The organism is Massilia sp. UYP11 (assembly GCF_050434805.1).
Lineage (GTDB): Bacteria > Pseudomonadota > Gammaproteobacteria > Burkholderiales > Burkholderiaceae_D > Telluria.
Window position 1 is genome coordinate 15,336 of record NZ_JBNDJE010000027.1, and the last position, 11,939, is coordinate 27,274.

Genomic DNA, 11,939 nt, shown 5'->3' on the forward strand with positions numbered 1-11,939 from the left:
TAGTCGGCCGCGTCGCGGCGACAAACGATTTTCTGATGCACGGCAAAGCACGTTCTGCGTTTCGCTCCGCGCGACACGACGGGATCTCTTTTGCCGCGACAAGGGGAAAATTCGATGTTTCATCGTTTTATCACGAGCGCAAAGCTCGTGCAATCCATGGCCAGCCAGCCAATCACGTGGTCTTCCGCGAGCAAAACGGCAAGCGGTCTCTTGAAAACCGCACGCACTACCCTGACCGTATTCGGTCTGACCGCCATCAGCATTCTGGCGCTGCTGTACACCAATGACAGTTTCGCCAAGCGCGTCTCTGAAATGCTGCATCCGCAGCCAGTCGCCATTGCGGTGGCAGAACCGGTGGCGCCCGTCGTGGCGACGCCAAAGGCGGTGGCCGAAGCGGTGGCCGTCGAAACGACGCATCTGCGCGATTCGCACGCGGCGCTGGGCAACAGCAAGCAGCAGCAATACGTCACCAACTGGCTGTCGAAGCGTTATCGCGTGGCCGGCGACGCCGCCAATATGCTGGTGTCGACCGCTTACCTGACGGCGCACGAGCTCAAGCTCGACCCGCTGCTGATCCTGGCGGTGATGGCGATCGAATCGGGCCTGAACCCGTTCGCCGAAAGCGCGATGGGCGCCAAGGGCCTGATGCAGGTCATGGCCAAGGTCCACCACGACAAGTTCGAGGACGTGGGCGGCCCGCAGGCGGCCCTGAACCCGGTCGCCAACATCCGTGTCGGCGCCCTGATCCTGAAGGATTACGTCAAGCGTACCGGCTCGATCGAAGGCGGCCTGAAGACCTATGTCGGCGCGGCCAACCTGGAAACCGATTCGGGCTATGGCAACAAGGTACTGAACGAGTACAAGTTGCTGAAGAAAGTGTCGACAGGCCAGAACGTCCCGGTGCGCACCCCGCGTGCGACCCCGGCGCCGGCGACCATCGTCGTCGCCAAGCAGCCGGAATCGGAAACGCCCAAGCCGGAAGCCAAGCCGCTGCCGGAGACTACCACCGCCGCCCACACCGGCGCGCAGGTGCCCAACGTGGAGCAGCTGGCCGGCCTGTAAGAGCACGAGGGAAGTCCTTGGATGCCATCGCTACGGCGGTGGCTTTTTTGCGTCTGTTCTATATATATGTTGTTTCGGGCTGCTCGCATGACTTGGGTTCCCGCCTGCGCGGGAACGACGTGCTGATTTGCGTGTCCGAAATCACGGTCCAAACAAAAAGCCACCGGCTCGCGCACGGTGGCTTTTCTCGTCGATCCGCACGCGAAGCGATCAGCGACGCTCGTTCGCCGCCACTTCGTCCGGGCGCAGTCGCGACGCCAGCTTGTCCAGCACGCCGTTGACGTATTTATGCCCGTCGATGCCGCCGAACGACTTGGTCAGCTCGACCGCCTCGTTGATCACGACGCGGTAGGGAACCTCGGGGTGGTTCTTCAGCTCATAGGCGCCCAGCAGCAGCACCGCGTGCTCGATCGGCGACAGCTCGGTGATCGTGCGGTCGATCAGCGGGGCGATCGCTTCGCGCAGCTCGACCGAGGTGCTGATCGCGCCGTTGAGCAGCGCCGAGAAGAACTCGCTGTCGGCCTTGTCGAAGCCGTGGGCGCCGCGGATATTGGTCGAGACCACCTGCGCCGATTCATTATTCAGCAGCCATTGATACAGACCCTGGAGCGCGAATTCGCGCGCGCGGTGGCGCGGCGTGCGGTTCTTGCTCGGGTTGGCATGCGTACTCTTGTCAGTCATTGTTTTCTTGCCTTTACTGTTATTCGTCCTCTGGCACCAGCTCGTCCAGCGCCATCAGGAGGTTGGCCATCTCGACCGCGACGCGCGCCGCATCGCCGCCCTTCTCGGCCATGCGCACTTCGGCCTGCTCGTCGGTCTCGGTGGTCAGGATCGCGTTGGCGATCGGGATGCCGTAGTCGAGGCCGATGCGGGTGATGCCGGCGCCCGATTCGTTCGACACCAGCTCGAAGTGGTAGGTCTCGCCGCGGATCACCGCGCCCAGGGCGATCAGCGCGTCGAACTGCTCGGTCACGGCCATGCGCTGCAGCGCCAGCGGCACTTCGAGCGCACCCGGCACGGTCACGTGCAGGATGTCTTCGTCGGCCACGCCCAGGCGCTTGAGCTCGGCCAGGCAGGACGACAGCAGGCCATGGCCGACGTCGGCGTTGAAACGGGCCTGCACGATACCGATGCGCAGGTCTTCGCCCTGCAGATTGCTTTCAAAAGTTCCTACCGTCATGGCTGACCTCTTCTTGTTGATTGGTTGATTGTTCAGGCTTGCGGACGCGGCACGTAGCCGGTGACTTCCAGGTCGAAACCGGTCATCGACGGCATCTTGCGCGGATTGGCCAGCAGCTGCATCTTGCCCACGCCCAGGGCGCGCAGGATCTGGGCGCCGATGCCGTAGGTGCGCAAGTCCATCGACGCGGCGCGCGCACCTAGACGGCTGGCCTTGCCGTCCTGCGGCGCCAGCTGGGCGAACAATTGGTCTGCGCTTTCGCCGCAGTTGAGCAGCACGATCACGCCGGCGTCGCTGGCCTTGATCGTCTTCATGGCCGAAGCCATGTCCCACGAGTGGGTGGTGGCGCGGTTTTCGAGCAGGTCGAGGATCGACACCGGCTGGTGCACGCGCACCAGCGCTTCTTTCTCGGGCGACGGTTCACCGTGGACCAGGGCCAGGTGAGCCGAGCCGCTCGGCGCGTCGCGGAAGGCGACCAGCCGGAATTCGCCGGCCTCGGTCGACAGCGTACGCTCGGCCACGCGCTCGACCAGGCACTCGTTCTGGCTGCGGTAATGGATCAGGTCGGCGATGGTGCCGATCTTGAGGTTGTGCTCTTTGGCGAACTCGATCAGGTCGGGCAGGCGCGCCATGGTGCCGTCTTCCTTGATGATCTCGCAGATCACCGAGGCCGGGGTCAGGCCCGCCATGTGGGTCAGGTCGCAACCCGCTTCGGTATGCCCGGCGCGCATCAGGACGCCGCCCTTCTGCGCGCGCAGCGGGAAGATGTGGCCCGGCTGCACCAGGTCGTCGGGCGTCGTGCCCTTGTTCACCGCCACCTGGATGGTGCGCGCGCGGTCGGCAGCCGAGATGCCGGTGGTGACGCCTTCGGCCGCTTCGATCGACACGGTGAAATTGGTGCCGAACGAGGTGCCGTTACGCGACGTCATCATCGGCAGGGCCAGGCGGTCGCAGATCTCCTCGGACAAGGTCAGGCAGACCAGGCCGCGCGCGTGACGGATCATGAAATTGATCGCCTCGGGCGTGACGAAGTCGGCTGCAAGCACGAGGTCGCCTTCGTTTTCGCGATCTTCCTCATCGACCAGGATGACCATGCGGCCGGCGCGCAGTTCGGCAACGATGTCCTCGGTGCTGGATATAGACATACGGGATTCCTTGAAACGGGGGGTTATGCGTAATCCGCTATTTTAATGGATTTACAGGCTTTCAACCGCATTGTCCTCCCCTGGTCCTGCCCAAATCGCCGGCGCGGCGAGCCGGCTGCGCCAACCGACGTTACGATTAAGCAACAACATGTGATGTTGTGGCTTTAAATTGTTAAGCTTGCTGTTTTAACATTCCACATCGTAACCGTGCCCAAGCCCAACTGGATTACTATCAAGACATCTTGGTCTTACCCACCCAGAGGGTGCGGCCCATTTTTCGGAGTTGCGATGCCGGTAGTTCTCCCCATCTGCCGTCCAGGCGCCGCCCCATGCAAAGGGCGGCACTGATGGCCACGATCCTGATCGTCGACGACCGACCGAGCAACCGGAGCTATCTCGCGGCCCTCCTCGGCTATACCGAACACCGGATCCTCGAAGCCGAGGACGGCGCCCGGGCGCTCGCCATCACGCGCGCCGAGCGTCCCGGCCTGATCATCACCGACATCCTGATGCCGACCATGGACGGCTACGAGTTCGTCCAGCAGCTGCGCGCCGATCCCGCCTTGCGCGCGACCCGTGTCATCTTCTTCTCGGCCGTCTATTCGGAGCGCGAGACGATGGCCATGGCGGCGCGCTGCGGCGTGGCCACGGTATTGAGCAAGCCTTCCGACCCGCAGCGCATTCTCGACGCGGTGGCGGCCGAGCTGGGCGTGGCGCACGGCGGGCCGGCGCCGGCGCTGCCTTTCGCCCGCGAGCATGACCGCGACCTGCCGTTCGACCTGTGCGCGCGCCTGTCCGAGCTGGAACGCATGTGCATGATGCTGGCGGGCGAGCGCCGCGTCGAGGCCCTGGCCGATGCCTTCGTGGACGCCGCGCGGCGCGTGCTGGGCGCCGATTGCGTCGCCCTGTGCCTGCTGGCCAGCACCGAACGCAGCGTGCGCCACCTGGCCACCCATGGGGTGGAAGGCGGCCTGCTCGCGGCCTGCGCGCTGGACGAGCAAGACTTGCCCGGCATGCTGCTGCGCGCCCGCGCGCCGCTGCGGCTCGACGGCGACGACGCCCTGCTGGCCACCCTGCCCCGGCGCCACCCCGAGGTCGACCATCTGCTGGGCCTGCAGGTGCACGACCTGCAGCATCCGCTCGGCTGGCTGTATTGCACGCGCCGGGTCGGCGCGGCGCCATTCTCGGACGAGGAAGAGCGCTGGGCCACGGCATTGGCGGCCCAGTTGGCGGTGGCCTACGAAAACCTGAACCTGTACGAGGTGGTGCAGCACCACGCCGCCCAGCTGCAGCTCGAGGCGCTGGCGCGCGCCGACGCCGACGCCGCGCTGCGCGACAGCGAACACCGGCTGGAACTGGCGCGCCAGGTGTTCGACAGCACCCGGGAAGCGATCCTGATGACGGACGCCGACGCCAACATCGTCGCTGCCAACCCGGCCTTCGAAGAGACCGCCGGCTACCGCGAATCCGAGGTCCTGGGTAGAAATCCGCGCCTGATGAAGTCGGGACGCCACGACGCCGCCTTCTACGCCGGCATGTGGGCCTGTCTGGAACGGGATGGCCAGTGGCGCGGCGAGATCTGGAGCCGCCGCAAGAATGGCGAGATCTACCCGGCCAGCATGAGCATCAGCGCGATCCACGACGAGCAGGGCCGGCGCACCGCCTACGTGTCGGTGTCGACCGACCTGTCGGCGCTGAAAGCGGCCCACCATCAACTCGATTTCCTGTCCAGCCACGATTCGCTTACCCTGCTGCCGAACCGCACGCTGTTCAACGATCGCGTGCAGCAGGCGCTGGCTGCTGCGCGCCAGGATGCGAGCCAGGTGGCGCTCTTGCTGTTCAACGTCGACCGCCTGTCGCGCATCAACGATAGCCTCGGCCATGCGGCCGGCGACGCCGTGCTGCGCGAGGTGGCGCGCCGCGCCGGCGAACTGGCCGGCCCGACCGACACCGTGGCGCGCCTGTCGGGCGACGAATTCGTGCTGCTGCTGACCAGCTTCGACGACACCGACGACGTGATCTATTGCGCCCAGCGCCTGATGGAAGCCGTGTCCCGGCCGCTGCTGGTGGGCGAACACGACGTGGTGGTCACCGGCAGCATCGGCATCAGCGTCTATCCGCGCGACGGCGACGGCCCGGGCGACCTGCTCAAGGCGGCCGACGCCGCGCTGACCCACATGAAGGAGTCGGGCCGCAACGGCTTCCGGTTCTTCAAGGGCGAGATGAACGCCGAAGCGCTGCGCTGGCTGGCGCTGGAGACGCGCCTGCGGCGCGCGATCGAGCGCGACGAATTGTCGCTGCACTATCAGCCCCAGGTCTCGCGCCTGGATGGCCGCGTGGTCGGCATGGAAGCCCTGCTGCGCTGGCACAGCGACGAGATCGGGCCGGTCTCGCCCGCCGACTTCATCCCGCTGGCCGAGGACACGGGACTGATCCACCCGATCGGCGAATGGGTGATCCGCCAGGCCTGCTTCCAGAACAAGGCCTGGCAAAACGCCGGCCTGGCGCCGGTGCGGGTGGCGGTCAACGTCTCGGCCAGCCAGTTCAAGACCGGCGCCGTGGCCCAGGTGGTGCGCACCGCCCTGCACGACAGCGGCCTCGAAGCGCGATGGCTTGAGGTCGAACTGACCGAAAGCGTGATGCTGGGCGACAGCGCCGCGGCCGAGGCGCAGATGGCCGAGCTGCGCGCGCTGGGCGTCTCGCTGTCGCTGGACGACTTCGGCACCGGTTACTCGTCGCTCGGCTACCTGTCGCGCTTCCCGCTCGACAAACTCAAGATCGACCAGACGTTCGTGCGCGACATCGCCACCGAACGGCGCAGCGCCGCCATCGCCCAGGCGACGATCGCCCTGGCCCAGGGCCTGTCGTTGGCGGTGGTGGCCGAAGGCGTGGAAACAGTCGGCCAGCGCGACTTCCTCGGCTCCCTCGGCTGCGACGTGTTGCAGGGCTATCTGTATGGACGGCCGGTGCCGGCCTTCGAGATGGCCCAACTGCTGGCGAAGGGACGGATCGTGCTCTGAAGGCAGGGCGAGTCCAGGACATGTCCCGGGCCGGTCCGGGGCAGGTTCGAAGTAAGTTCGGCGCAGGTTTAGGGCAACCTTAAGCCCATCCGTGCACGCCCTTGCGCCATGTAGAATGCAAGAACCAATTCATCCGGGAACCATTGAATGAGCAACAACTTCGTACGCGGCCTGCCGGCGATGGCGCTGGCCGCGGTCCTGGGCCTGTCCCCGCTGGCGCATGGCGCGCCGCAGGCAGGCCAGGCGCCGGCGCAGCAGGCGGCGCAGACGCCGGCGCTGCAGATGGAATCGCCCATCCCGGTCGGCCCGCAGGTCAAGGTCGGGAAACTGGACAACGGCCTGACCTACTACATCCAGCGCAATGCGCGCCCCGAACGCAAGCTCGAACTGCGCCTGGTGGTCAAGGCCGGCTCCATCCTCGAGGACGAGGACCAGCGCGGCCTGGCCCATTTTGTGGAGCACATGGCCTTCAACGGCACCACCAATTTCCGCAAGCACGAGCTGGTGTCCTATCTGCAGTCGATCGGCGTGGGCTTCGGCGCCGACCTGAACGCGTATACCTCGTTCGACGAAACCGTCTACATCCTTCCGATCCCGACCGACAAGCCGGAGCACGTTTCCAAGGCGTTCCAGGTGCTGGAAGACTGGGCCCACGGGGTGCGCTTCGACCCGGATGCGATCGAGAAGGAACGCGGCATCGTGCTCGAAGAGCTGCGCCTCGGCAAAGGCGCTTCGGACCGCATGGGCAAGCAGATCTATCCGCGCCTGTTCAACGGCTCGAAGTATGCCGAGCGGTTGCCGATCGGCCGTGAAGACGTGCTGCGCAACTTCAAGCCGGACGCCTTGAAACGCTTCTACCGCGACTGGTACCGCCCCGACCTGATGGCGGTGGTGGTGGTCGGCGACATCGACCCGGCGCGCGCCGAAAAGCTCGTCAAACAACATTTCACGCGCCTGAAGAACCCGGCCGCTGCGCGTCCCCGCGACTACGCCGCGATTCCGGCGCGCGCCGACACCGAGGCGCTGGTCGTCACCGACCCGGAAGCCAACGGCAACGCGGTCCTGATCCGCTACCCGGTGCAGCCGGTGCGCGAGCTGGGCACCATCGGCGCCTACCGCGCCGAGCTGGTGCAATCGCTGTTCGGGACCATGCTCAACCAGCGCCTGGCGGAGCTGGCGCAGCTGCCGGACGCGCCGTACCTGGGCGCGAGCAGTTCGCTCGGCAAGCTGACGCCGCGCTACCACTCCTATAATTCGTCGGCCGCCATCGGCCCGCGCGGCGCCCTGCCGGCGATCGCGGCCCTGGTGCAGGAAAATGAGCGCGCGCGCCAGCACGGCTTCGGCGAGCAGGAACTGGAACGCGCCAAGAAGAACCTGATGCGCACCTACGAGCAGGCGTGGAACGAGCGCGCCAAGAGCGATTCAAGCACCTACGCCGCCGAATACATCCGCAACTTCCTGCAGGACGAGGCGATTCCCGGCATCGACACCGAGTGGCGCTACGTGCAGCAGCTGGTGCCGGGCATTTCGCTCGCCGAGATGAACGACTATGCGCGGCGTACCATTCCGGCCGACTCGGGCAAGCTGGTGCTGTACACGGGCGTGAGCAAGGGAGACAAGCAGCCGGCCGCGCCGACCGGCGCGCAGCTGCTGGCCGCCGTCAGCGAAGCCGCGCGTACGCCGGTTGCACGGCACGACGAGAAACTGCTGGCGACGCGCCTGATGGAACGCCCGGCGCAGCCTGGAAACATCACCGCCGAGGAGCACGACAAGGCGCTGGGCCTGACCCGCCTGACCCTGTCCAACGGCGTCAAAGTCATCCTCAAGCCCACCGACTTTCGCAACGACCAAGTGATGCTGAGCGCGGCCCGCCCCGGCGGCCAGAGCCTGTTCCCCGACCGCGACATCCTCAATGCGCGCTTCTCGAACGCGATCGTGGCGAGCATGGGCGTGAAGGACTTCACCCCGCTCGACATGCGCAAGATCCTGGCCGGCAAGGCGGCCGGCGTGACCGTGGGCCTGGGCAGCTATACCGACGTGATCGCGGGCGCCTCCGGCGCCACCGACATCGAGACCATGCTGCAGCTCTTGTGGCTGAAGTTCGCCGACGTGCGCCGCGACGAGGGCCTGTTCCACGCCTATATCGACAAGCAGGCCGAGATCGCGCGCAACCAGAGCGGCCTGCCGGGACGCTACTTCAACGACGCGCTGGTCGCGGCGCTGTACAACAACCACCCGCGCGCGCCGCGCACGCTCGACGCCGAGGAATACGCCAAGATCGACCTGGACCGCAGCATCGACATCTTCCGCCAGCGCTTTTCGAGTGCCAAGGACCTGACCTTCATCCTGGTCGGCAGCTTCGACGAGCAACGGATCCGGCCGCTGCTGGCGACCTACCTCGGCACCCTGCCGACGCCGGATATCCCGGTCGCCTACCGCGACGTCGGCCTGCGTCCGGCCACTGGCGTGGTCAAGCGCGAGGTGCGCAGCGGCACCGAGCCGAAGAGCACGATCGCGCTCAACTTCACCGGCCCGGCCGAATTCACCGAAGCCGAGCAGCTGCGCCTGTCGGCGCTGATCGAAGTGACCAATCTGCGCATCATCGAAGTGCTGCGCGAGAAGATGGCGATGATCTACGGCGGCGGCGCCAGCGGCACCCTGAGCAAGATCCCGTACGGGAACTACTCGGTCGGCATCAGCCTGCCGACCGGACCGGAACACGTGGACAAGGTGATCGCCGCGACCTTCGCCGAGATCGCGCGCCTGCAGGAACACGGCCCGGACGCGGCCGAACTGGACAAGGTCAAGACCGGCTGGATCCAGAACCACCGGCGCTCGCTGCGCGAAAACGGCTACTGGGTGGCGAACCTGCAGTCGAGCCTGACCGAAGGGACCGATCCGGCATCGATCCTCGCCGTGGAAAAACAGGTGCAGGCCCTGACGGCGGACGACATCAAAATGGCCGCGCGGCGCTACTTCGACAGGAAGAACTACGTGCAGGTGGTACTCAATCCGGAAACGCAGGCCGCAGCCAAGGTGGCCAAGGCGCCGCGGGCGCGGAAAGCCGGCATGCAGGCCGTCCCCGGGAGCTGATTCGTCTCGTCACGCCGGGCGCGGCCATCTGGCCGTTGTCCGGCGCTTCGTCACCGTGCCGACAGCATGCGCTCGACGTAGCGCGCGATCAGGTCGATCTCGAGGTTGACCTGCGAACCGGCCTTCAGGTGCTTGAGCGTGGTGACCTCGATCGTGTGCGGGATCAGGTTGATCGAGAAGCGACAGACTTTTTGGCCACCGGCTTCCAGGTCGTCGACCCGGTTGACGGTGAGCGACACGCCGTTGACCACCACCGAGCCCTTGTAGGCCAGGAACTTGGCCAGCTCCTGCGGCGCATCGACGATCAGCTCGAACGACTCGCCGACCGGTTCGAAGCTGTGCACCACGCCCAGGCCATCGACGTGGCCCGAGACCAGGTGGCCGCCCAGGCGCTCGGCCAGGGTCAGCGCTTTCTCGAGATTGACTTCACCCTGGGCTTCCAGGCCCACGGTCTTGTTCAGGCTCTCCCGCGAGACGTCGACGGTGAACGCCCGGTCGGTCTTCTCGACCACGGTCATGCAGGCGCCGTTGATGGCGATCGAGTCGCCCAGGGCGACGTCGGCCAATGGCAACGGGCCGGCATCGACGACCAGGCGCACGCCGGCGTCCAGGCCGCCCGCCAGCGGCGCGACGGAAGTGATGTTGCCGACGGCGGCGACGATTCCAGTAAACATGTGATTCCTTCGTGTGGGTTCTTGTTCAGTTCAGGCGGCCGGCTCGATGAACCTGGCCAGGATGCGCAGGTCGTCGCCCACGCGCGCCACGTCGTGAAAGCGCAGCTGGCGACGGTCCGCCAGGCGCTCGAGCGCGGGCAGGTCGAACATGCCCTGCCCCGGCCCGATGAGGCTCGGCGCCAGGTAGGCCAGCAGCTCGTCGACGCAGCCTTCGCGCACCATCGAGGCGTTCAGCCTGGAACCCGCCTCGACGTGCACCTCGTTGATCTCGCGCCGGCCCAGCTCGCGCATCAGGGCCGGCAGGTCGACCTTGCCGCGCGCATTGGGCAGCATGAGCACCTCGTGGCCGGCGGCGCGCAGGGCGGCGGACTTGTCCGCGTTCTCGACGGCGGCCACGATCCAGCACGGTTCGCCCTGCAGGATGCGCGCGCCCAGGTCGATCTCGAGGCGGCTGTCGACGATCACGCGGCGCGGCTGCAACGGCGTGTCGACGCCGCGCACGGTCAGCTGGGGGTCGTCCGCTTTCACCGTGCCGATGCCGGTCACGATCGCGCCGGCGCGCGCGCGCCAGGCGTGGCCGTCGGCGCGCGCCTGCTCGCCCGTGATCCACTGGCTTTCGCCGCCCGCCAGCGCGGTGGCGCCGTCCAGGCTGGCCGCCACCTTCAGGCGCACCCACGGCAGGCCGCGCACCATGCGCGAGAAGAAGCCGACGTTCAGTTCCTGCGCAGCCTCGGCCAGCACGCCGGCCTTGACCTCGATGCCGGCGGCTTCGAGCTGGGCCAGGCCCCGCCCTGCCACCAGCGGATTCGGGTCGACCATGGCCGCCACCACCCGCTTCAAGCCGGCCTGCACCAGGGCGCTTGAACATGGCGGCGTGCGGCCGTGGTGGCTGCATGGCTCCAGCGTCACGTAGGCGGTGGCGCCGCGCACGTCGTTGCCGCGCGCCGCGGCGTCGCGCAAGGCCTGGATCTCGGCGTGTGCCTGGCCGGCGGGCTGGGTGTGGCCGGCGCCGATCACGACGCCGTCCCTGACGATCACGCAGCCGATGCGCGGATTCGGCGCGGTGATGTACATGCCGCGCGCCGCCCAGTCCAGGGCCAGGGCCATGCCGTCGGTATCGTTCAGGATCAGTTCGCTGTAGCTGTCAGCCATATCTTTGGTGGCCATGTCTTTCCTTCAGGGCGGCGCCGCGGCGCCGTCGCACCCGTCCTCGCGGGCGGGATTGCACAGGCGCGCACGCCCGAGCATATTGATTTTAATACGGCGCACCCCGCCGCCATGGAAGAGCGACAGCGTGCCGAGGCGCGCTGCCGCGCTGTTCGTATCGCTGCAGCTGCGCCCCGCGCCATTGTAGGCGATGTATTGGGGCGGCGCAGGGCTGGTGAAGGAATAGCTGACCTGCATGCCGTCTGGAAGAGCAGGACGCACGGCCAGGATCTCGTCGCCCTCGCCCGGCCGGCGGTCGTCGTCGCGGTCGACGTAGACGGTCCAGCCGCGCGACCAGTCGCGCCCCGCCTCGTCGTTGGGCGTGAGCTTGACCCGCTCGTTGCGCGCGATCGCCTGCGACCGGGTGAACTGGATCGCGCCATGCAGGTCGCCGGCGGCGGTGCGCAGCTGCTGGCCGCGCACCAGGTCGTGCAGGCTGGGGGCGGCCACCGCCGCCGTGACCGCGACCATGCCCAGCACCACCACCAGCTCGGCCAGGGACAGGCCGGCGCAGCGACGCCGGCTCATCGGCCGTCTCTTCGACTGCCTCATCCCCCGT

The 11,939-nt window shown here is 67.0% G+C and carries 9 protein-coding genes; 3 read left to right on the top strand and 6 right to left on the bottom strand.

Features of this window, described 5'->3' with window-relative positions; genetic code table 11:
- Positions 1–156 precede the first annotated feature (156 nt).
- The gene (locus ABIB38_RS22320) at positions 157–1,062 is read left to right on the top strand and encodes a transglycosylase SLT domain-containing protein (protein WP_429206890.1); all 906 of its coding nucleotides are present in this window, start codon (positions 157–159) and stop codon (positions 1,060–1,062) included.
- 210 nt (positions 1,063–1,272) lie between these two features.
- Here the strand turns inward: ABIB38_RS22320 and nusB are convergent, their stop codons facing one another.
- The 3 genes from nusB to ribBA are packed head-to-tail and all read right to left on the bottom strand — an operon-like array spanning position 1,273 to position 3,387.
- Positions 1,273–1,743 (bottom strand): transcription antitermination factor NusB, encoded by a 471-nt coding sequence (gene nusB, locus ABIB38_RS22325; protein WP_429206891.1) that lies wholly within the window; start codon positions 1,741–1,743, stop codon positions 1,273–1,275.
- 19 nt (positions 1,744–1,762) lie between these two features.
- Positions 1,763–2,242, bottom strand: a complete 480-nt coding sequence (ribH, locus tag ABIB38_RS22330) for a 6,7-dimethyl-8-ribityllumazine synthase (protein ID WP_005671273.1) — start codon at positions 2,240–2,242, stop codon at positions 1,763–1,765.
- Between the two features lie 32 nt (positions 2,243–2,274).
- Positions 2,275–3,387: a bifunctional 3,4-dihydroxy-2-butanone-4-phosphate synthase/GTP cyclohydrolase II gene (ribBA, locus tag ABIB38_RS22335; protein ID WP_429206892.1), complete on the bottom strand. Its 1,113-nt coding sequence runs from the start codon at positions 3,385–3,387 to the stop codon at positions 2,275–2,277.
- 329 nt (positions 3,388–3,716) lie between these two features.
- Here ribBA and ABIB38_RS22340 point away from each other — a divergent pair, with 329 nt between their 5' ends.
- Positions 3,717–6,407, top strand: a complete 2,691-nt coding sequence (locus ABIB38_RS22340; RefSeq protein WP_429206893.1) for a two-component system response regulator — start codon at positions 3,717–3,719, stop codon at positions 6,405–6,407.
- Between the two features lie 147 nt (positions 6,408–6,554).
- Positions 6,555–9,500, top strand: a complete 2,946-nt coding sequence (locus ABIB38_RS22345; RefSeq protein ID WP_429206894.1) for a M16 family metallopeptidase — start codon at positions 6,555–6,557, stop codon at positions 9,498–9,500.
- Positions 9,501–9,550: 50 nt separating this feature from the next.
- Here ABIB38_RS22345 and ABIB38_RS22350 read toward each other — a convergent pair whose 3' ends face one another.
- From ABIB38_RS22350 to ABIB38_RS22360, 3 genes are read right to left on the bottom strand one after another with little or no spacing between them, the layout of a single operon-like run.
- A complete protein-coding gene (locus ABIB38_RS22350; RefSeq protein WP_429206895.1) occupies positions 9,551–10,174 on the bottom strand; it encodes a riboflavin synthase in 624 nt (207 codons plus the stop codon).
- 30 nt (positions 10,175–10,204) lie between these two features.
- Entirely contained in the window at positions 10,205–11,341 is a 1,137-nt protein-coding gene (gene ribD, locus ABIB38_RS22355) for a bifunctional diaminohydroxyphosphoribosylaminopyrimidine deaminase/5-amino-6-(5-phosphoribosylamino)uracil reductase RibD (protein ID WP_429206896.1), read from the bottom strand.
- 9 nt (positions 11,342–11,350) lie between these two features.
- The gene (locus tag ABIB38_RS22360; RefSeq protein WP_429206897.1) at positions 11,351–11,908 is read right to left on the bottom strand and encodes a GspH/FimT family pseudopilin; all 558 of its coding nucleotides are present in this window, start codon (positions 11,906–11,908) and stop codon (positions 11,351–11,353) included.
- Positions 11,909–11,939 lie beyond the last annotated feature (31 nt).

Excerpts from the sequence above, each read along its gene's own strand:
- ribD (WP_429206896.1), bottom strand. The coding sequence starts at position 11,341 with ATGGCCACCAAAGATATGGCTGACAGCTACAGCGAACTGATCCTGAAC.
- ABIB38_RS22350 (WP_429206895.1), bottom strand. The coding sequence starts at position 10,174 with ATGTTTACTGGAATCGTCGCCGCCGTCGGCAACATCACTTCCGTCGCG.
- ribBA (WP_429206892.1), bottom strand. The coding sequence starts at position 3,387 with ATGTCTATATCCAGCACCGAGGACATCGTTGCCGAACTGCGCGCCGGC.
- ribH (WP_005671273.1), bottom strand. The coding sequence starts at position 2,242 with ATGACGGTAGGAACTTTTGAAAGCAATCTGCAGGGCGAAGACCTGCGC.
- ABIB38_RS22320 (WP_429206890.1), top strand. The coding sequence starts at position 157 with ATGGCCAGCCAGCCAATCACGTGGTCTTCCGCGAGCAAAACGGCAAGC.
- ABIB38_RS22345 (WP_429206894.1), top strand. The coding sequence starts at position 6,555 with ATGAGCAACAACTTCGTACGCGGCCTGCCGGCGATGGCGCTGGCCGCG.
- ABIB38_RS22340 (WP_429206893.1), top strand. The coding sequence starts at position 3,717 with ATGCAAAGGGCGGCACTGATGGCCACGATCCTGATCGTCGACGACCGA.
- nusB (WP_429206891.1), bottom strand. The coding sequence starts at position 1,743 with ATGACTGACAAGAGTACGCATGCCAACCCGAGCAAGAACCGCACGCCG.
- ABIB38_RS22360 (WP_429206897.1), bottom strand. The coding sequence starts at position 11,908 with ATGAGCCGGCGTCGCTGCGCCGGCCTGTCCCTGGCCGAGCTGGTGGTG.